Annotated in this window: 15 protein-coding genes and 1 riboswitch; of the genes, 12 read left to right on the top strand and 3 right to left on the bottom strand. The window is 49.3% G+C overall.

All coding sequences use genetic code 11. The features are described from left to right. Nucleotides 1-134: 134 nt before the first annotated feature. The 6 genes from J2Z70_RS14545 to J2Z70_RS14520 are packed head-to-tail and all read left to right on the top strand — an operon-like array spanning nucleotide 135 to nucleotide 8441. A complete protein-coding gene (locus tag J2Z70_RS14545; protein ID WP_209874091.1) occupies nucleotides 135-1100 on the top strand; it encodes an ABC transporter permease in 966 nt (321 codons plus the stop codon). A 13-nt stretch (nucleotides 1101-1113) separates the two neighbouring features. Then, nucleotides 1114-1995 (top strand): carbohydrate ABC transporter permease, encoded by an 882-nt coding sequence (locus J2Z70_RS14540; protein ID WP_209874088.1) that lies wholly within the window; start codon nucleotides 1114-1116, stop codon nucleotides 1993-1995. A 38-nt stretch (nucleotides 1996-2033) separates the two neighbouring features. Next, nucleotides 2034-3527, top strand: a complete 1494-nt coding sequence (locus tag J2Z70_RS14535) for an extracellular solute-binding protein (protein WP_209874085.1) — start codon at nucleotides 2034-2036, stop codon at nucleotides 3525-3527. A 60-nt stretch (nucleotides 3528-3587) separates the two neighbouring features. Beyond that, the gene (locus J2Z70_RS14530) at nucleotides 3588-5441 is read left to right on the top strand and encodes a sensor histidine kinase (RefSeq protein ID WP_209874082.1); all 1854 of its coding nucleotides are present in this window, start codon (nucleotides 3588-3590) and stop codon (nucleotides 5439-5441) included. Beyond that, nucleotides 5422-7050: a response regulator gene (locus J2Z70_RS14525; protein ID WP_209874079.1), complete on the top strand. Its 1629-nt coding sequence runs from the start codon at nucleotides 5422-5424 to the stop codon at nucleotides 7048-7050. Before J2Z70_RS14530 ends, J2Z70_RS14525 begins: the two co-directional genes overlap by 20 nt. 41 nt (nucleotides 7051-7091) lie before the next feature. Next, entirely contained in the window at nucleotides 7092-8441 is a 1350-nt protein-coding gene (locus J2Z70_RS14520) for an FAD-dependent oxidoreductase (protein ID WP_245368227.1), read from the top strand. A 128-nt stretch (nucleotides 8442-8569) separates the two neighbouring features. On the opposite strand, the gene J2Z70_RS14515 is transcribed toward J2Z70_RS14520, so the two are convergent. Together J2Z70_RS14515 and J2Z70_RS14510 are read right to left on the bottom strand one after the other, a co-directional pair. After that, entirely contained in the window at nucleotides 8570-9313 is a 744-nt protein-coding gene (locus J2Z70_RS14515; protein ID WP_209874076.1) for a suppressor of fused domain protein, read from the bottom strand. Nucleotides 9314-9448: 135 nt separating this feature from the next. Beyond that, nucleotides 9449-10423: an NAD(P)H-dependent flavin oxidoreductase gene (locus tag J2Z70_RS14510; RefSeq protein ID WP_245368226.1), complete on the bottom strand. Its 975-nt coding sequence runs from the start codon at nucleotides 10421-10423 to the stop codon at nucleotides 9449-9451. A gap of 159 nt (nucleotides 10424-10582) precedes the next feature. Here J2Z70_RS14510 and J2Z70_RS14505 point away from each other — a divergent pair, with 159 nt between their 5' ends. From J2Z70_RS14505 to J2Z70_RS14500, 3 genes are read left to right on the top strand one after another with little or no spacing between them, the layout of a single operon-like run. Beyond that, on the top strand, nucleotides 10583-11131 hold the full coding sequence (locus J2Z70_RS14505) for a TetR/AcrR family transcriptional regulator C-terminal domain-containing protein (RefSeq protein ID WP_209874074.1): 549 nt from the start codon (nucleotides 10583-10585) through the stop codon (nucleotides 11129-11131). Then, entirely contained in the window at nucleotides 11128-11277 is a 150-nt protein-coding gene (locus tag J2Z70_RS33880; protein ID WP_342593017.1) for an exonuclease domain-containing protein, read from the top strand. The genes J2Z70_RS14505 and J2Z70_RS33880 overlap by 4 nt, the downstream gene beginning before the upstream one ends. A gap of 23 nt (nucleotides 11278-11300) precedes the next feature. Then, the gene (locus tag J2Z70_RS14500) at nucleotides 11301-11666 is read left to right on the top strand and encodes a 3'-5' exonuclease (protein WP_342593016.1); all 366 of its coding nucleotides are present in this window, start codon (nucleotides 11301-11303) and stop codon (nucleotides 11664-11666) included. Nucleotides 11667-11682: 16 nt separating this feature from the next. On the opposite strand, the gene J2Z70_RS14495 is transcribed toward J2Z70_RS14500, so the two are convergent. Next, the gene (locus J2Z70_RS14495) at nucleotides 11683-12150 is read right to left on the bottom strand and encodes a hypothetical protein (protein WP_209874071.1); all 468 of its coding nucleotides are present in this window, start codon (nucleotides 12148-12150) and stop codon (nucleotides 11683-11685) included. Nucleotides 12151-12355: 205 nt separating this feature from the next. Then, nucleotides 12356-12519: riboswitch (cyclic di-AMP (ydaO/yuaA leader) on the bottom strand. Nucleotides 12520-13157: 638 nt separating this feature from the next. Between J2Z70_RS14495 and arsC the strand changes: the two genes are divergently transcribed. From arsC to J2Z70_RS33280, 3 genes are all read left to right on the top strand, one after another. Beyond that, entirely contained in the window at nucleotides 13158-13577 is a 420-nt protein-coding gene (gene arsC / locus J2Z70_RS14490; protein ID WP_076075075.1) for an arsenate reductase (thioredoxin), read from the top strand. A gap of 301 nt (nucleotides 13578-13878) precedes the next feature. After that, on the top strand, nucleotides 13879-15855 hold the full coding sequence (locus tag J2Z70_RS14485) for a sigma-70 family RNA polymerase sigma factor (protein ID WP_209874068.1): 1977 nt from the start codon (nucleotides 13879-13881) through the stop codon (nucleotides 15853-15855). 301 nt (nucleotides 15856-16156) lie between these two features. Continuing rightward, nucleotides 16157-21457 (top strand): sugar-binding protein, encoded by a 5301-nt coding sequence (locus J2Z70_RS33280; protein ID WP_245368225.1) that lies wholly within the window; start codon nucleotides 16157-16159, stop codon nucleotides 21455-21457. Nucleotides 21458-21489: the final 32 nt, after the last annotated feature.

Here is a 21489-nt window from a genome sequence, read left to right as displayed (position 1 = left end):
GTTTCAAACCCAAGTGGTCAAGAAATTCACCTAAAAGGTCATGTAAATGCCCTTAAAGCCAATGCCGGACGGCAGGTACAATGAGAATGTCACAACGGATAAGACATTATGACTAAGGATAAAGGAGGTATCCTATGGATTCAGATTTGGCAGCGGCGGATCGGCAGCCCGAGAACCATCCCCTTCGTACGGAAAAGTGGGAGCGGTTTCAATCCCTGAAAAAGTACTGGGACTTATATCTGATTATGCTGCCGGGACTCGCGTATTTTATCATTTTTAAATATGTGCCAATGGGGGGCATCGTCGTTGCCTTTCAGGATTTTAGCGCCTTTGCCGGCATCCGCGGCAGTGAATGGGTGGGACTTACGCATTTTAAAAATATGTTTACGGACAGCGAGTTTTACACGGTATTCAAAAATACGCTGCTGATCAGTTTATACAAGCTGATCTGGGGGTTTCCGGGTCCGATCATCCTGGCCCTGATGCTGAATGAAGTCCGGCACATGCTGTATAAGCGCGGGGTCCAGACGCTTGTCTATTTACCGCATTTTCTGTCCTGGGTCATCATCGGAGGCATTCTGATCAACGTACTGTCCCCGGCAACAGGCATCGTCAATCAGTTTCTGGGCATGCTCGGTTTGGAGCCGATCTTCTTCCTGGGCAGTCAGGAATGGTTCAGAACGGTGCTGGTGGTCAGCGATATCTGGAAAGAAGCGGGATGGGGGGCCATCATCTATCTGGCTGCGCTGGCATCGATCGATCCGCAGATCTACGAGGCCGCTGTCGTAGACGGCGCGGGCAAATGGAAGCAGCTGCTCCACGTTACCCTGCCATCGCTCATCGGGACCATCGTGATCCTGTTCGTACTGCGCCTCGGGAGCGTTCTGGATGTCGGCTTCGAACAGATCTTTGTGCTCTACAATCCACTGGTATACAATGTGGCCGATGTTATCGAGACTTATGTCTACCGGACCGGAATCACGCAGGGCCAATTCAGCTTTACTACCGCTGTCGGGTTGTTCAAATCGGTCATCAGTCTGATACTGGTCGTCCTCGCCAACAAAGCCGCCAGAAAGCTTGGCCAGGACAGCTTATGGTAGAGGGGGTGAATCTATGAGACTTACTAGGGGGGAACGTTTGGCATCGAGGCTTAATTACCTGATCCTAGGTTTCATTGCTCTGCTTGCGCTTCTGCCTTTCCTGCATGTCGTGGCCCAGTCTTTCAGCAGTCATCAGGCGATAACATCCGGCAGGGTGACGTTATGGCCGGTGGATTTCAGTTTCGAAGCGTATGTGAAGGTACTGCGCGAGCATGCCTTTGTGAACGCCTTCAAGGTCAGTTTGCTGCGCACGGTCATCGGCACGCTGTTGAATGTGGTGATCACTTGTATGCTGGCCTATCCGCTGTCCAAGGCTTATATTAAAGGACGATCAGCCATCATGTTCCTGATAGTGTTCACGATGCTGTTTAACGGGGGCATGATTCCGACCTTTCTGGTTGTGAAAGCGACCGGGCTGCTGAATTCCTTCTGGGTCTATATTATTCCTGGAGCGGTTAGCGCGTTCAATGTTATTATTATGAGAAATTTCTTTCAAGGCGTGCCGCCCGAATTGGAGGAATCAGCCAAGATTGACGGCTCCTCCAATATCGGAACGCTCGTCCGGATCGTTGTTCCGTTATCCATGCCGGTCATTGCAACGATAACCTTGTTCCATGCGGTTGGACATTGGAACGCCTTCTTTGACACCGTCCTGTATGTGACGGACCGTAATCTCTTCCCGCTGCAGGTGTATCTGCGTGAGCTGATCATGTTCAATCAATCGAACATCAGCAATAACAACGGGTACTCCGCTAATATCGACAGCACCCTGCTGGCCTTGGAGTCCTTGAAGGCTGCGGCGCTTATTGCCAGCACAGTTCCGATCCTGCTCGTGTATCCGTTTCTGCAGAAGCATTTTGTCAAAGGGATTATGCTTGGATCCGTAAAAGGCTAGAACTGCATGTAACATGAGAAAAGAGAGGGGATTGTCACATGAAAGTCTCAATCTTGGTAAAAAGATCCGTATCCATTCTGGCGGTGACCTCCATGCTGCTGGTGTCCGCATGTTCATCCGGCACGAAGAAGGAAGGAGCCGAAGGGAAGGAAGAACGCCAGGCCATTGATATCGTATTAAGCAATGCCGGACGGAAGTTCCCGCCGGGAATGGACGAGAACAATAATCCTTACATTGATTACATCCGCGAGAACACGAGCTTGGACATCAAGCTGCTCACGCCTCCTGCGGACGGTTACGGGGATGCCCTGAACGTGATTATGGCCTCCGATGATCTGCCGGATATGCTCCTGTCCTATGACGCCAATTGGTTCGAAAGCTATGTCCGGCAGAAGGCCCTTACCCCTCTGAATGATTTAATCGACGAATACGGACCGAATCTGAAGAAAAGTATCCCGGAGGAAGCCTGGAAGGTCGTCACCGTGGACGGAAAGATCTATGGGATTCCCAGCTTGAACCCGATCCCGGGCAATGAAATCATGTTTGCACGCAAGGATTGGCTGGACCGTCTGGGGCTCAAACCACCGACAACGCTGGAAGAATACAAACAGGTGATTCGCGCTTTTGCGCAGGATGATCCCGACGGAAACGGCAAAGATGATACGTTTGGCCTGATCCTGCAGGAAAACCTCGGCAGAGTAGCTCCGTTTATCGGGGCATGGGGAATTCAGCGGGGCCAATGGACTGAACGGGACGGGCAATTGGTGAATTCCAGCACACTGCCGGAAATGAAGGAAGCACTAAGCTATCTTGCCGATCTCTATAAGGAAAAGCTGATTGATCCCGAGTGGGCTCTAAATAAGATGGCTAATGTTGACGAGAAAGTCGCCAGCGGCAAAGTGGGCCTGTTCTCCGGGAACTGGTATGATACCCGCGGCCCCATCTTGACCAACCAGAAGAATGATCCCAATGCAGAGTGGATTCCCCTCGAATATCCAACCGGACCTGACGGGAAGCAGGGAACCTGGGGCAACAGCTATGTTGCCGGGTTTAATGTGATTCCGGTTACGAGCAAACATCCGGAGGCTGTTATTAAGATGCTTGATTTCATGATCGGAGACGGATACCGCACACTCATGCTCGGATTTGAGGGCGAGGTATGGAATATGGAGGACGGGAAGGTGGTTACGAACTTTGATGAGCACAACAAGCATATTTACCGGCTAACGCTCGGCGAAGCGATTGTACCGTTCAATTCTGAAGTATCCAGAGAGCGTCTGGACTCGCTCGGTATGGAGTTTAAGCTGAATGAGATTGTCGACAAGATTAACGAGGTTGCCATCCGTAATCAATATCTGGGCGTACCGACGCCAGGAATGGGTAAATACGGGCCTAAGCTGTCCAAAATGGAGGTCGAAGCATTCACGAAAATCATCATAGGCCAGCAGCCGGTAGACAGCTTTGATCAATTTGTTGAAGACTGGAAGAAAAACGGCGGCGAGGAAATGACGAAGGAAGTCAACGGGCAATGAACAGGACGGATAACAGGGTCTAAGCTATAATGAAGGCATGCAGAATCGTGGGGGAATCGTATGAAGTGGCTGACGCAATTCCGCAACGTCTTGAAGCAGTCGATTCAGTTTAGGCTTACCTGTTATTTTCTTCTTATCCTGCTGCCGCTGGTGGCGTTCAGTATGTTTGCCAATGTAAAGTCTCAGCGGATTTTGGAGCAGGAGCTTGGCGAGCGCACACTCAGTGCCATGAACTCCGCGTTGGAGTTTGTTGACCTGACCTTAAAAAGCATCCACAATCTGTCCACCTTGATCGCAACTGATACCAATTTATCCGCCCTGCTGTCTCATCAGGAGAAGACCCTGACCTCCGGGGCAATTATGGACTTCACGCGTGTCATGAAAGAGCTTACGAATATAACTATGGTCAATGAATATTTAAGCGACACCATGATTTATCATCGTCCCTCCAACTCGCTGATCACAACAAAGCTCGGGCTGCTGCACCGTGAATCCCAAGGCCCTGAGCCATGGTACGGTGAGGCTCTGAAAGCAAATGGCGCAAGCATATACTACTTGTCAGAACGCCATGAAGAAAATTTGTCCGGAATCCCGGATCCTATCTATAACCGGAATCAGCTTATTATGATGAGACTTATGGATTTCTATCGCGGCGAACAAGGCGAAAATGTCCTCATGCTGTCGATTTCGAAAAATCAGCTGCTCCGCTCGTTGTCCCATTTGCTGGCGAACAGCAGCTCCAAGGTCTATCTGTTTGATGCCCGGGAGCGGTTAATCGTATCGAGTGCTCCTGCAGAAACATTGTCTTTCGAATGGAGGGACGTCCAGCCAGGCAGTGTGTTTGTCCGGGAAACCCCGGAAACGGATGAGAAAAATTTGATTCTGCGGGTGACTTCTCCCCGAAGCGGATGGTCGCTGCTGCTGATCCAGCCCGAGCGTGAGATTTATGATAAGTCGAGGCCGCTGCAAATTTTTGCGTACTGCATTATTGCACTCAGTGTCCTGCTTGCCGTCTGGATTGCCTGGTTTATCTACAGCGGAATTGCTTCTCCGATATCAAGACTTGTGTCCGGCATGCGGCAGCTGCGTAAAGGCAATCTGAATATCAGGCTGGAGAACGGGCGGCAGGACGAGTTGGGGTATTTAACGGAGGCTTTCAACGAAACGGCGAGTCAGCAGCGTCATCTGATCAAGGACATCTATGAGCAACAGCTCAGAATGACCAAGACGGAGCTCAAATTTCTGCAGGCTCAGATCAATCCCCACTTCTTGTACAACACGCTGGATTCGATTTATTGGACGGCCAAAAATTATGAAGCGGAAGAGATCAGTACGATGGTGCTTAACTTGTCGAACTTCTTCAGGCTGAGTTTGAGCAAAGGGCAGGAGTCGTTTACGGTGGAGGAAACATTCAAGCACCTTCAATACTATGTTCGGATTCAGCAAATCCGTTTTGCCGAGCGGTTTACGGTGGAGTACTGCGCTTCTGAGGATAGCCAGCATTTGCATATTCTGAAGCTGCTGCTTCAACCGCTGGTTGAGAATGCCATATTGCATGGATTGGAGAAACGAAAAAGAGGCGGAGCATTGAGCATTCGCACCGATGTCTCTAATGACCGGCTGATCATCCAGGTAACCGATAATGGAAGAGGGATTCCAGGGCCAAGGCTTATGCGGATTCAACAGGCCCTGGCAAGAATCAGGTTCGGGGATTACACGGCCCCCCCTGAAAAGAACTCCGAGTTTTTTGCGCTGCTCAATGTCCAGGCTCGAATCACCATTTACTATGGGGAGACGGCGGAATTGAAGATCGTCAGCGGGGAAGGGAACGGAACGACGGCGATCATCGATTTGCCGGCAGAGCGCTGCCGGGAGGAGAGAGGGGAACCGGAACATGAATCTCATGATTGTTGAAGATGAAATTCGAATATTGAATAGCCTGGCCAATAATATACCGTGGAATGAGCATGGCATCGAAGTAGTGGCGCTTGCCGAGAACGGCTTAGAAGCGCTGTCCATGATCGGGCGCAGGAAGCCGGATATCATGCTGCTCGATATCGAGATGCCGGAGATGGACGGGTTGACCTTGGCGAAAACGGTGCTGCAGCAGGAACCGAACATGAAAATCGTGATTTTAAGCGGCCATGACGATTTCCCGTATGCGCAGGCTGCTGTGGGGCTTGGCGTCATGAAGTACTTGCTGAAGCCGGCCGGAGACGATGAAATTTTGAAGGCTATTCTTGCGGCTGCGGAAGAGATACGAGAGGAACTGATGGAAAAGCACAGCATGATTGAGCTGGAGCGAAAATGGCAGGATCGCCTGCCTCAGCTCCAGGATGATTTTTATAGAAACTGGATACAGGGCCGGTATGCGGACTGGGAGCTCAAGAAGCATATGGAGGAGCTGAATTTGGAGCTTGCCCACTATACCTGGTTTGCTGTAGCCGTATGTGAAATCGATCCGATTCACGAGCAAGGAGAACGGTTTACGTCTTCGGATCAGGCGTTGCTGCAGTTTTCGCTGGAATGCATAGCGGCTGAATGTTTACAGCATGAAGACTGCCGGGTCTTTAATGATGCGGACGGAGCAACCGTGCTGCTCTTTTTAGGAAAACCGGAAGAATCGGCTCCAGATATCATCCAGCGGATCAATGTTCACGTTCCCCGTCTCTTCAACATTGTTAAAGAGTGTCTGAAGCTTACCGCCAGCGCCGGACTAGGGACCCCAGGCTCATGGGATCATGTTTCGCTGTCCTACGGGCAGGCACGCCGTGCGCTGCAGGAGCGGGCCATTTACGGAAATGAGGTGTTCGTTCCTTACCTGGACGTAACCAACATGGAGCAGCCGTTTCACTATGACGCTGAGTTCGAAAAGCAGCTGGAGATCGCGGTTCATACGGATCACGCGGCAACGGTTGCTGAACTGATAGACTGCTACTTCAAGGACGTATACTCCCAAGCGGTCTCAACCCAAAAGGTATACGAGCATTTGCTGTATTTGAGCAGCTTATTTACACGTATGATTCAATCGCGGGGCTGGTCGATGCAGGAGGTGCTGCAGGAGGATTATTCGATGCTTCTGTCCTTTGAATCCCTGCTATCCAAAGAGCAAATCGTGGAATGGTCCAAAAGAGTGGCCAGCCGCATTACCCAATACCGGGAACGGGAGCGAAAGCATTCCAGCCATCGGCTCGTTAAACAAATGATCGAGGCCGTGGAGGAAATGCTGGGGAAAGAAGAACTGACCTTGCACACGCTGGCCGAAAGATTATATGTCAATCCCTCTTACCTTAGCCGGCTCTTTAAGCGGGAGGAAGGGAAATCCATTTCGGAATATCTCCTGAAGCGGAGTATGGAGCATGCCAAAGAGCTCTTATACAGCGGCGTTAAAGTGTATGATGCAGCAGAAGCGGCAGGATATCGTGATGTCAGCTATTTTGCCAGAGTGTTTCGTAAATATTGGGGTGTAGCCCCGAGTGAATTAAAGAAACAAGAGCGTTCAGTCTCACCGCGGTTGATGTAAGTTAAAACTACAATGGAAGAAATCAGGTGGAGGTGGTCAGAATGACCGATATGGCACTAACCGTTAAAATACCCGAGCGTGATATTCCTGTCTACACGGAAGTGGATGTTGTCGTTGCCGGAGGAGGACCGTCAGGAGTAGCAGCAGCGCTCGCAGCAGCAAGGAACGGGGCATCCGTATTGCTGATAGAGCAAAGAGGATACCTGGGCGGCATGGCGACGGTCTCTCAGGTTCCTGCATTTTGCCCGTATACCGATCAGATCAAGCCGGTCATCCGCGGGATTGGGCTGGAAATTCTGCTTGCTATGAAGAGCAGGATGGAGGAGACGTTTCAGGAAGCATGGAAGGACCGGCTGGATTGGGTGCCGATTGATGCGGAAATTCTAAAGCGCATATTGGACGAGAAGATGATGGAGGCTGGCGTTAAAGTGCTGTATCATACGTTCGTCGGTCAAGTTCTTCAACAGGATGGCTTCCTTGAAGCGGCGATCATTTACAACAAGACCGGAACCCAGGCGGTGAAGGGGAAGATTTACATTGATGCAACCAGCGATGCGGATCTCACCTATCTTGCGGGCGGGCAGTTCGCCAAAGGCGGGGATGATGGAGAGCTGCAGCCGGGGACAATGTGCTTTGTCCTGAATAACCTGGACCGGAACAAATTTCTCTCAAGTGTGGAGACGCACAGTCATGATCTGAAGCATGCGATCAACAAGGCGAAGCTCGAAGGCCGGTTGCGCGTCGCGCGAGATTGGGCTGGTATTTCCTGGATAAACAATCATACGGCTGGCTTCAATTTCGGACATGTATTCGGGATTGACGGCTCCAATACGGATGATCTGACTCGCGGAGCGATCGAGGGCCGCGCGCTTGTTGAACACATTACCGGTTGGCTGAGGGAAGCGATTCCCGGATTCGAAAACGCTTTCCTGACGTTGACGGGCGAACAGATCGGCATTCGGGAGACCCGCCGGATCATCGGCGATTACATCGTCACTGCCGACGATTTTCTGGCGTGCCGTTCGTTCCCGGACGACATTGCCCGAAATGCCTACTTTATTGATATTCATATGGCAAAGCCTACGAGTGGCATGACGATGGTACGTCTATCGCCGGGAGAGTCCCACGGCATCCCTTATCGCGCCTTGCTTCCGGCCGGTATTCAGAACGTAATCGTAGCCGGTAGAGCGATATCAACCGATAGAGCGGCCCAAGGCTCCACCCGGGTCATGCCGAATTGCTTTGCCATGGGCGAAGCCTCCGGTACGGCCGCGGCTATTCTGGCCGAGAAGGGCACGCGGGAAACGCGCAGTATCGACATCACGGACCTGCAGCGCAGACTTGTCCGCCAAGGCGCATGGTTAGGGGAGCAGATCAATGAGCGGTACTAGGAAGGTCGAACTATATTACAGTCAACAGTGAAAGAAAGCCAACTAGTATCAAAAGGCTGAGCCCAAAGTCATATTCTTGACTTAGGCTCAGCCTTTTCAAGCTATTTCAAGCCCGTTAATCCGGGCGGTTATTTACACGCGTTGTGTCTATTCGGATTCAGAACGAGGAAATCCTCTGGAAGCTCGAACAGCCTGGCCATCAGTTCGTCCATGCCGGACTCCAGCTTGAACTCCATTTCCTCCCGGTACAGCGGTACCAGGAAATAAACCTGAACCTGATTGCCATCTTTCGTATGGACGGTGCTAACCTCTTCCGGCAGAGCATACAGGATCACACCGGACAGCTCCGTGTTATCCGCGTAAGGCTCGTAATCTTCCGTGTTGGGGATCGTATGTCCGTATCCAAGCCACGTCTGATACATATGCGGGAATCGGGCAAGCATCTTCATCAGCCGGATCGGCCAGTAGTTCTCCTCTGCTTCGAAATCCTCCTGCGTAAGCGGCCAGTCCGCCGGCAAAAACATCATCAGCTCCGCGCGTTCCAGATGCTTATACTCTTCACGGATCTCCTGTGGGAGTGTCAGCGGCAGATCGCTCATCCCATTGGTGTACAGCACCCGGTATGGATCATCAGGTGTAGCTTCCATAATATTCACATCAATATGTACGACGTCTGAAATCAGTTCGTGGAACACGCCGGTTTCCCGGTTTGGAAAGACCCGATTGAAATGTTCATTTAAATCTTCCATGTACAAAATATTGGCGGGAGGCGTAACCTGCTGCTCATCCGAAGCGTCATAACCATAAATGGTGGTACCGTCTTCCGATTTGCCCATTTCCTTGCCGCCAAACAGTTTTTTGAAAAAGTTCATGTCTTTGCGCTCCTCTGTGTGGGTGTATAATTACACTTGAAAGTATAACAAAAGGCATAGTCCCGGAGCGATGGGTCTATCGATTCGAATTCCATTGGATATCCGTGCAAAATGGTCCTGTATCAACCAATCAAGTTAATCCTTCATAAAGTCAGCCATCAATTCATGAATGATTGCTTTACAGCTCTTCACTTCAGTGATCAGATCGATCGCGGTATTGATGGTGATGGGCCCCTCATCCAGCTTCCCATGCAGCATGCTATTAGACACACCTCCGTTTTCACTGATCCTCTTTTCGATATTTTCAGATGATTCCCCATTGCGGTACATAGCCTCCAACTCACGGGCAAATTGATGCGGAGTGGAGCGTGAATACGATGATACCATAATCAGATCTGAACCTTTGGATTGAATGATATCCTGTTTCGTTGCCTCAGCAGCAGGGCATTCTTCAGAGGCGATAAACCGTGTTCCCAAATATACCGCTTCAGCTCCAAGTGCAAAAGCCGCTCTCACTCCGCGAATATCATTGATGCCGCCTGTTGCCATAACCGGGATACTTACCGCATCCGCGATCGCGGGAACAATCGAGAAAGTGCCTATTTTGTTCTGGGGAATGGTTCCGCCTTCATCATACCCTGTGGCAATGAGTATATCTGCGCCATGCTGCTCAGCCATTTTCGCTGCTTCCGGGGAAGGAGTAAGCTCACGATGAATCCACATGCTATCGTTATCCTTGATTTCTTTGACCATAGCTCTATTCAGAGAACCAACGGTCACAAAATACCGTACGCCTTCCGCGACAGCAGCCTCAAATGTAGCTTTGGAATATGGATCGGATTGGCCATCCGGAGGTAGATACAGATTTACCGCGAACGGTTTTTCCGTCAATAATTTAATCTTACGAATTTCATTGCGAATCCTTTGACCCACTTCGTCCGGACCGGAGGGCCGCGTCTGATAACCCGCATGAGGCCCCAATACTCCCATGCCTCCCGCATTGGATAAGGCTGCGACAAGCTTAGCATCGGTCAACCAGGACATGGCGGCCTGCACAATCGGGTATTGTATTCCAAGCATCTCTGTAACACGATTTTCTGTTTTCATCATCATTCACCCCGTTAATTAACTTAAATGCATTAGCATTGTATAATTAACTAAGTCTTATAGAATATAGACACTTGAAGGCAAATGACAATTTTTTTGCCGTTGCTCATCATTTTGTCATAATAGGAATGGAAGGTGAAATAGACGATGCCCACAAAAGATATGACGAAGACCATGTTTGCAGAAGCCATATTTGAGCTATTAAATCACGTGCCTTTTAAGAAAATCACGGTAACCATGCTGGCAAATCACTGCCGCGTTCCCCGCCAGACATTCTACTATCACTTCCATGATAAATATGAATTGGTCAATTGGATTTACTCCTCGGATTTGAACAAAGTGATGGCGGAAAACGCAAACGAATCATGGAGCAAAATCACCTCACTTTTCTTTCAAAAGCTTAATGAGAAAAGAGCATTTTATAAAAAAGTCCTGACTGACAGTGGACAAAATTCCCTATTGGAGCATTCACAGATTTACCCGGCAAATTTGTTGCTGGTTTCACTGTCACAAGGAGTGCAAGCTCCTGTAATGAAAGATCTGCAATTTTCCTTGAACTACCATGCTTATGCCTGTTCCAATATGACCAGACATTGGCTGCTCAGTGAACCGCACGTTACTCCTGAAGAGCAGAATGACCGAACACTCCGGGCCATGCCGCAAATGTTGCAGGATGAACTGAATGGTTATAGAGAAAAGGAGCATGTATGAACTACATCATTTTTGATCTGGAAGCCACTTGTTGGGAAAATGACCGCAAAAGACAAAACGAAATTATCGAGATCGGAGCCGTAAAACTCAATGAAAGGCTCAAGACTGTGAGCGAGTTCCAAATTTTTTTGTCAAGCCTGCATTAAGCCCGCAGCTTTCTGATTTTTGTATGCAGCTTACCTCCATCTCTCAGGCGGATGTGGATACTGCAATGTATTTTCCCCAGGCAATCCGTCAATTCCAAGAGTGGATAGGCAATGAACCTCATGTCCTTTGCTCTTGGGGGTTTTATGATAAAAACCAGCTGCAGAAGGATTGTTCACTACATCAAATCGCAAGTGAATGGACGGATAACCATATCAGTCTCAAGCATCAGCACGGGAGGATGATTGGCAGGGAGCGGGGCGTAGGCATGGAGAGAGCCTTGACTATGCTTGAATTGCCGCTTGAAGGTACTCACCATAGAGGTATCGATGATGCCAAGAACATTGCGAAAATCTTCGTTAAGATTTTTAATCAACTGGAGTTTCGATAATTTAAATTGATCATGTCTATAGCAGTGAATAATAGGATACCGATTCTGCAAATAAAATGGTTGGATTCAGATGACTCTTCGCCGTATTAATTGAATGGATTCTTTGCTCTGTCCTTTGATGGCGATACCGCTCCGATCCGGCTCCTACCTTCATTCGGATTTGGTCATTTTGAATGAACATACTATCGAGTGCAGTCTTGATCATGTTAAGTTGATTGGGAGCCCATTCTTGTCCGTGCATCCGGACGTATTCTGTGGCTTCTTCTACAGTACAATGACATATCTCTTTCAGAAAAGAGCCCCATTTGATTAAATCCACCGCATTGTCACCCGCACAAAGAATGCAATTCCCATAGCTGATCTGTCCTCCGAAGGTTAACTTCAACACCCCATACCAGCATCCGTAAGGCTCTGAAATATGCATGAAGGAAGGGCGGCAGCTAAATGCGAACAACTCGATTCGTGACAGTCTGGCGTTAATCATGAATAATGCCTCCTAGGTTGTCTATAGATTTCATATAACGCTGCAGATTATGGGTCTGCTCAGCTGTGGCTACATAGGCTGTCAGTTCAGTTTCATTCTCACATACAGCAGCATGCTCAAGCCAAACGGAATATTTGGTTTTCTGTACGATGGATAAGTGTAATGGAAAGGTTTTGCGGGATCGCAGCAAAAAAGCATGGTTAATGCAGGCTCTCTCCAGTGCTTACGAGGTTAGCTGACGGATTCGGACGGTGAGAGTCGTCCTACCAGTGAAGAGTTCAATCTTCTTTGGATTCACCCCATTTCGGCTGGTCACAGCCATTTGGTTCCCCCGCTTCCCGCCTGACGGGAATTCAGCATTTGTTAAAAGGAATCTTACGCTGAGCATCACTGTTTGTAAAATGCTGAAAGTTCTCTAGGAGACTAAATAAGACTCTATAGGATATAAAAATGAAGAAAATCCCTTGTAATCTCGCATTCAGCCCCAATTTTCTAAAGTTATCGCGTATTTATTAACTTTTTAATGCAACCTAAATGGGGCTAAATGAATCTTAATGCTTCTTTAATCATGATTATAAAAAAGAGAATCGGAGAGATTGAGACTGGTTGCAGAGAAATTAGGAAGTTCATTGTCTGCCTTTACAGGTGAACATGTGGGAGAGCCCGATTAATTATTTGCTTGTATGGAGTGCCGCCATTATGAATCCAATATTGGAATGGATTGAGAATAAATGTTCTGGTATAATCAACTGAGAACATCAGTTCTGTTATCAAATACCATTTGCCGTAAGCTGCATGGCAAGAAACATCGGATTGGGATAAGATCCTCATGAGAGCAAAATGGACGCCTACATAAAGCTTTATGGGAGCAAATGCCAGGGGCGTTGTGCTTACCGATACTTGGACATACTAACACTTTGAACTTGTAGGTTTACCTTTTATTCCGAGAAAAAATGAGTTTATATATAATATTGACCTTATTTTAAAATCAAAGGAGAATGCGACTCATGGATAAGAAAACCATTTACTTTTTGTGTACAGGAAACTCCTGCCGGAGTCAGATGGCCGAAGGCTGGGCCAAGAAATATTTGAGCAATGAATGGAATGTGTATAGTGCAGGCATTGAGGCTCATGGGTTGAATCCGAAAGCCGTTCAAGCGATGAGTGAAGTAGGTATAGATATCTCAGGTCAAACATCAGATATCATTGATCCGCAGCTGCTGAACAGCTCTGATCTCGTCATTACTTTATGTGGAGATGCAGCAGATAAGTGTCCCATTACCCCGCCTCAGGTGAAACGTGAGCATTGGGGATTCGACGATCCGGCAAAAGCGCAAGGAACAGATGAAGAGAAGTGGGCAGTCTTCCAGCAGGTTCGTGATCAAGTGGGAGAGCGCATCAAACAATTTGCTGAAACGGGTGAATAGTCACGATAGTGGGTGAAACGAGCTTGCCACATAAAGCGAAGTTCAATACTGCCCGAATCCCAGCATGTATATGTGGTGGTCTAACAAAGGACTGTGTGTTCTCCAATATCCGTACCGGGCTGGAAGAACTGCTTCAGTGGATGAAGGAGCTTCAGCAGGAACACGCCAAGAGTGACTCCTCTTTGGCACCCATGCTTGCCGCATGCGGGTGGTCACTTGATCGGTCAGTTCCAGAATAATGTTACATTCATTAAATCCAAACCCCCGAGTTAGCTGTCTATATAACAGGAGGTGAACGACAATGATCGATGCACAGCAACAAATCAACGCCGCACAAAACGGAGATCACGATGCCTTCGTTTCTCTTATAAAGGATCGAACGGATAAGCTGCACCGAGTGGCTCGCCATTATGTACGGGAGTCCAAAGATGCGGAGGATATCGTTCAGGATGCCCTGGTTAAGGCTTATGAGTCACTGCATATGCTGCAGCAAGCCGAAGCGTTTGAGAGCTGGCTTACCAGAATCGTGGTGAACCGGGCGCTCAATCATTTGAAGAAATCCAAGCGTGTGCACCTGAGCGAAGACCCGCAGACGCAAGAGCCATTGGTCGTTAATGATATCGATCAAACCCTGGATCTGGAGCGTGCATTGGCCAGTCTGAATCCGAAGCTGCGTCAGCTCCTGTTCTTAAAATATAAGAAGGACTTGACCCAGCAGCAAATCGCCCATCTCCTGGATATGCCATTAGGTACTGTAAAAACACAATTACGGAAGGGGCTGGAGCATTTGCGCAACGAAATGGCTCAAGATTTTCCCGAACGAGACCTGGATACATTACGCCTGCAGTTAAGACAACAGGCAGAGCACCAGTTTGCCGTTTCACCGGATTATGATCTGATCGTCAATGACTATCAAGAGAACACCATGAGGGGAACAGGGAAGGGAGAAGCGGGATTCTTATGGGTTAAAACGGGGAGTGATGACGCCGTTTCTGCTACGCTCTCCAGGGACGGCAACTTGCTAGACTATGCCATTTCCTGGGCCTCATTGGACAACGAGACACGGCTATCTGAGGAGGAGCTCAAACAGCAGGCAGAGCAATTCCTGGAAGATCATTATCCCGGCGCACTGCGTAATTTTCCGTATTGTGAGATGGAGTGGATGGAAGGGATGTTTGGGTACACACGACAGCAGAAGGCGATGGGGCTGCCGCTTCCTGAGACGGGATGCCTCATTATGGTTCACCCCAGCGGTCGCGTGGTCGGATTTAGGTACTACGGAACCGTTCCAGGGCCAGCACTCCCAAACATGATCACACCAGAAGAGGAACAGATGGCGTGTATAAAGGAGAATTTTTTGCTACATGTGGAATATTGCGTATTGGACAAAGCCGTGTACACGGATGGTGACGATCAGGTCCATCTTGTTTACGCCCCCCGAAGTAGAGGACTAATCTATACTGCATCATCACAGGAGGAAGTTCCGACAGCCTATAGGGCAGAAGCTGTCCCTTCTGACCCAAGAACTCTGGACGAGTGGCCAGGTGAGTTCCCGCCCGCACGAAGCCTAGAAGAGTGGATTGGCGTAGACAAGGAACAATTTCAGTTAGTACAAGACGACAATATTGGCTCGAACACCAAGTTGATGGTGTGGAAGCAACAGAATGAAGAGCGTCCAGCCAAAAATGACCGGTCTTGGAAGGCCTATTGGGCTGATCAGATGGAGGGAGCGGTTAAGGCGCGAGTAGACAGCCAAACCGGACAACTGATTGACTTTGTTTCGCATGTTAAACCAGATCAACTAGCTCCATTAACCTGGGATCGGGACGCATGTATAGAAGTAGCTATGGACTATGTCCGAGGACTAGCAGCCGAAATGTTGCCGTATCTCAAGCTTCTAACTGAAGAGACCGACGACGAAGATCGTTTGGAAATTATTCGCTTTGGTGTATATGTTCAAGACGTATCTGTCAGGGATGAATGCTATCAACTAGCTGTTGACCGCTCTAATGGGAGGGTCAAAAGCTTGATGTCCCCCTCCATAAGGCCAGAACAGTTAAAGAAGCTGGAGACCGTGCCTTCATTTGATTCCCAGACAGCCATCCTCCGATGGATGGCACAGGCCAAGCTGCGTCTGCAATGGGAACGGATGCACAATGCTAGGGCGGAAGAGGCCCTGTACGAACTAGTATATCGAATGATTGGTAGCGAGTACGAGCGGACGCCCGAAGTGCTTGATGCGCATACGGGGAAATTATACGAAAATACTTTTTACTGACAAACACAAACATCTTTTGTCAGTGGACAAGAAAATAGCCCTATTAGAACCCGCGCCCAGCGTGGGTTTTCTGTTTTAATGGACAAGAACACAGTACTATTGCAGATTTGGTGAATATCTAATCAAACTTGATACTTGAATAAATTGTGAAATTCTACATAGGGTGAAATAACAACAAATTTATGGAGGAGAAAATATGAAAGCGCTGTTATATCCGCTGCGATGAAGTAAGCTGTTGAAGCCTTGGTGTTTACGATATGGGTAAGCCGTGGGTGCACGGATCGAAAAAGGAGGATTGTCAATGATGTCAAAACGATTTGGCAAAATGCTCGTGTTCCTATGTTGCTTGCTAATGGTGGCGTCACTAATGCCTGCCAGCTTTGCCGCCGCCACTGACAACAATGAATATACAGAAGCACTTAATAGCGACAGCAGTTCTACAGATCTTACAAGCTTGCAGACAAATGAAACGCCTACCGCCATTTTTGGCACTCCCGAACTCGGGTCAAACGATCCCCTGTGGGCCCTGACAATGGAGCATCTCATCAACAAAAGCACTGTGCCCGGCGACCCCAGGCCCCATTCCACAGGCACAGCCAGGATTCTTTGGGACCAAGACTATCTGTATGCCCGCGTAGTCGTGGAGGACAGCAATCTATATCAGGGACCCGGCAATGATTATCAGTACGACGGTCTGGAGTTTTATGCCGGCGCTGGAACCCAAGGCGCGAATCAATGGCGCATCAGCGCAACGGGCGTGTTCTCAGGGCAAAACGCTCCGGGCAGAGCTGCGTGGACTGAGATCACGGACACAGGATATATCGTGGAGATGAGAATCCCTAAAAGAACCTTGAACTTGCAGGCAGGCCCGTTTACCTTTGAAGTATATATCAATAACTCATCGGAAAAGGGCGGTGACCGCTATGAAGTCGTTTCCAGTTTCGGAACTCCGGACGCGGCTTACAACAATGCTGCTTCTTTTACAAACAGCCTGAATCTCATTGCCGCTAGTGGAGCGGATGACAGATTCTCAATCACCGCCACGGCGGAATCGGGCGGCCGAATAACGCCGAACGCACCCGGCAATGTTCTGAGAATAGCCAGCGGCTCAGACACAACCTTTACGGTTACCCCCGATTATGGCAAAACTGTAGACACCGTAAAGGTAGACGGAGAGGACGCAGCTCTATCCGATGATGGCACTTATACCTTCTCAAATGTTGCCGCTAACCATACCCTTCAAGTGACATTCAAAAATGATTCGGCCGCGGAGGTGCTCCCCTTTATCGTATGGAATGATAACTTCGCCCGTGGCGAGTACACGACGGCTGTTATCATTGACTTAGGCGAAGGGAAGTCGGCGGAAGGCTCCAAGCTTAATCCGGACTTGTTTACCGTCTCGGCCAGGAACACGACCCTGAACGGCGACTCGGTAACCTTTGAAGGGACGCGCAAGATCACTAGGGTATACGCCAATGACGAACCGAAGGTACGCGGCTATCTGGGGACGGTAAGCCGTTCACCGGATTATCAGGAGGGACTGGAACGCGGCCGTTACATCGTAGTTGAGTTTGAGTTTTATTCAGAGAGCGGCGGCAATGTAACACTGGATGGCAACATGAACTCAACAAAACAGGTTTACCGCGTCGTCCAAAACGGCGAGATCCCACTGACAGAAGGGGATCCGCTTAACTACGCGGTTTTTGAACAGGAAAAAGTTGTGAATCCGATCCTTGACCAATTTACAGCACCTACGGGCAATTCGGTCAATCGCGCGCTCTACCTTCACAAGGATGGAAACGGCGAAGTGTCGCGGGGCTTGCCGCTGTATGTCTATACCCACGGCAGGGGACGCGGCGGCACAAGCGCTGCGACTGACCCAAAAGCGGCGATGAAATCCGCGAACGGCTCGGTCGCTCTGATGAAGAAAATGGAAAAGTCCCCCGAGAAATACGCCAGCCATATCCTGAATATTTCCTATAATGGCACGAGTACTCCCTCCACAGCCAATGTTAAGAAGGTTATAGACGACCTGGTTGCCAGCGGTGCAGTGGACCCTAACCGTATTTACGCGGCGGGCTTCTCATGGGGCGGTCAGTATACGAACAGCTTAATTAACGCTTATCCCGGCTTCTTCGCGTCCGCCGCACCTATGTCTCCGGTAAGCGGCTCACCGAACGCGAACGCCAACTACGTTCACACCAACCTGGCCTATTGGATGTTTATCAATGAGTATAACGTTGGAGTATACCAGACTAACCTCGCTAACTTCATAAACACCAATATGCCAAAAATGATCAACGCGAAAGCTTCGCGCTTTGAGAGCAATGAGGCTCTTGTATGGCCTTACAATCAATTTGATCAGCCGAATCAGAAACCGAATCCGAACCATTCACCTGCCCTGAGTGATTCGGTGGCGCATGAAGTTGAAGCGGCTGTTCTTTACAATGACATAACGATGGGGACTTGGAGCATAGCGCCAACAGCGCAGTCCTCTAACTCGCCGGCTTGGAACAATGATTACACTGACGTCTTTGATTGGATGTTCGCGCAGACCACAGCAAACCATCGGCCTGTTGCCGGATACGGTTCACCTGTACTCAGCACTAACGACAAACTGTGGGAACAAGCTGCGGCGTTTGACATCAACAACAGTAGCGCACCAGACCAGAAGATAGGCCCCAAGGCCACCGGCAAAGCCAAAGTATTTTGGGACGAAGACTTCCTGTATGCACGCGTTGTGGTTACAGACCCGAATGTGTGCACCGGTCACACGCCTGGAACTGAGTACATGACCGACAGTGTGGAATTTTATGTCGGTGACGGAAGAAGTGGCTCAAACCAGTGGCGTATTGGCGCAAGCGGTATTTTCTCAGGTCAAGCCGCGGAGGGCCGCGACGGTTCAGTTACACGAACGGATACCGGGTATATCGCGGAAGTGAAGATACCTAGAAGAACCATTGAATTCACAAGCAATTCCCCAATTACGTTTGATGTGTACATCAATAACTCAACTGGTGCAGGCAATGACCGTTATGAGGTTGTATCCGCTTTAGGTAAGCCCGACGCGGGTTATGGCAGTTCTGACAGCTTCAAGAATAGCTTGCTGCTGCTTGGGAGCTCCACGGTAACCAGACACCCCGTTAACACCACGGCAGGATTAAACGGCACCATCTCGCCATCCGGCTTGATTCGGGTAGCTGACGGCGGAAGCCAATCCTTTACATTCACTCCGATCGGCGGTTATGTCGTGGATACCGTAACTGTAAATGGAGAGTCTGTAGAGATTGCAAACAATACCTATACCTTGAATAATGTGAACACCGATGACAAGGTAATCCATGTTACATTCAAACCCGATCCGGCCGCAACGTTACTTAACTTTATCGTATACAACGATAACTTTGCCACCGGAGAATTTACCACAGCCGTCATCATTGATCTGGGTGCGGGAAATGAAGCTGTGGGTGCCGGCCTTAGTTCAAACCTGTTTACAGTATCGGCGAGGAATACTTTGTTCGACGGTAGCCTGGCATATCAAGGTACACGCACCATCAATAGAGTATACGTCAATGACGAACCTAGACCCAGAGGGTATAAGGGTGTGAACCAGAACTCCCCTGATTATCAAGCTGGACTTACTAAAGGCCGCTACATCGTTGTAGAATTGGAATTTTGGACATTAACCGGCGGACAGTCCACTTTGGAAGCATCCAAATCCACCGTCCAGAATTACAACATTGTATCTAGTGGCGATATCAAGCTTGATGGCAAGGCTGCCATTGTTAAGTCGGCTTTCGCACAGTCAGGTACCGTCAATGAAATCATTGACAAATTTGAAGTGGGTCCCAAAATTGATAAAGCGGAAGCGATGCAGTATGGACTCTATATCCATAAGGACGGCAACGGCGCTCCGGTAAAAGGGCTTCCCCTTTACATCTATGCTCACGGTTCTACCCGCGGCGGTACACAGGACAGGGATACCTTTGCGCCCATCAGGTCCGCCAACGGAGCCACCGCGCTTATGAAAAAAATGGAGAAGAACTCTAAATACGCTAGTCATATCATCGCTTTGCGGGCTCAAAACAACGTTCAGGCAACACCCGCTACCTTAAAGGCTTATATCGATGATCTGGTAAGTAAGGGACTTGTTGACCCTAACCGTATCTACATGGCAGGCTTCTCTATGGGATCCGCTTATACGAATACTTTCTTGACGACATATCCCGATTTGCTCGCAGCCGCGGCGCCTATGTCTTTTCCACCATCAATCAACGCGAAACAAGCCGAAACTCTTAAAAACTTTGCATACTGGTCGTTCGTTAACACAACTGATTCTTCAACAATAAAAACAGGGGCGGAAACTTATATAGCGAATATAATGCCCCTATTGGAAAACGCTAGGCACACGTTCATCGACAGAAATGAAATATTCGTTTGGCCTTATGACCAATGGACAAAGGCGGAAGCACCTGTTAATGGAACCAATTGGATTCCTTCCGGCCATGAGATGGAAGCTTCAGTTCTGTGGAACAATATTTCAGGGTACACGGATACATTGTCCAATGTAGGTTCCAACAAGGAGTGGAGCCTTAAGCCTACGGCGCAGTCCTCTAAGTTGCCGACTTGGAACAATGACTACACTGACGTCTTTGATTGGATGTTCGCGCAGAGAAAAACGAGCGTACCCGGTGCTTCTGGTGGCAATACCGGCAATACCAGCACCGGGATAGTCACTGGATCGTTGAAGCCGACCTACACAGTGAACACACCGAAGGATAAGCCCGCGGTCACGGACAAGAACGGCAACACCATCCTGCCCGGCGGCGGCGAGATTACGACCAAGGGCGGAACGAAGATTAAGGTACCCGAAGGCACGATTATAGACTCAAAAGGTAAGGTGACCATACCGGCGGGCAAGAGTGCCGAAGTGACACTACGCGGCGGCGCGAGTGCCGGCTTAGACAAAGGCATGTCACTGAACATCCATGAGCGTACGGAATTTGTGTTCGATGACGACACCCCTCTGGGCTTCCTCGTGGTGTCTGGCAATCCTTTCAGGGATGTCAACATGGACGACTGGTTCTACAGCTACGTAAACTCCGCCTACACATACGGTCTTTTCAACGGCACGACGTCCACGACGTTCTCACCGGGCACCTCAATGACGCGTGCGATGTACGTGCAGGTACTGGCCAATCTTGAGAACGTCAACCGCTCCGGCTACACGAATTCCCGTTTTCGCGATGTTGCGGATGGGCAGTGGTACACGGCGGCAGTCGAGTGGGCAGCCGAAAGTGGCATCGTCAACGGGATAAACGCAGACCTGTTTGAACCCAATTCACCGGTTACACGCGAGCAGATGCTGGTGATGCTGTACAATTACATGAAGTACAAGGGCTATGAGATACCTGAAAATCAATCTAAGTCCTTCGCGGACGAGAGTCAGATCAGCTCATGGGCGTTGAAGGCCGTTCAGGCACAGCAGGGCATCGGAATTGTATCAGGCAAGCCAGGCAACTTCTTTGCCCCCCAAGCCAATGCCACCCGCGCTGAAGTAGCTACTATCTTTATAAAGTTCATCGAATATCTCGCTAAGTAAAAGCGTAAAGAAACATGCGGACCCTTCCGGCT

The organism is Paenibacillus silagei, from assembly GCF_017874735.1.
GTDB classification, from domain to species: Bacteria; Bacillota; Bacilli; order Paenibacillales; family Paenibacillaceae; genus Paenibacillus_AQ; species Paenibacillus_AQ silagei.
This window is presented reverse-complemented; position numbering and strand designations above follow the sequence as displayed.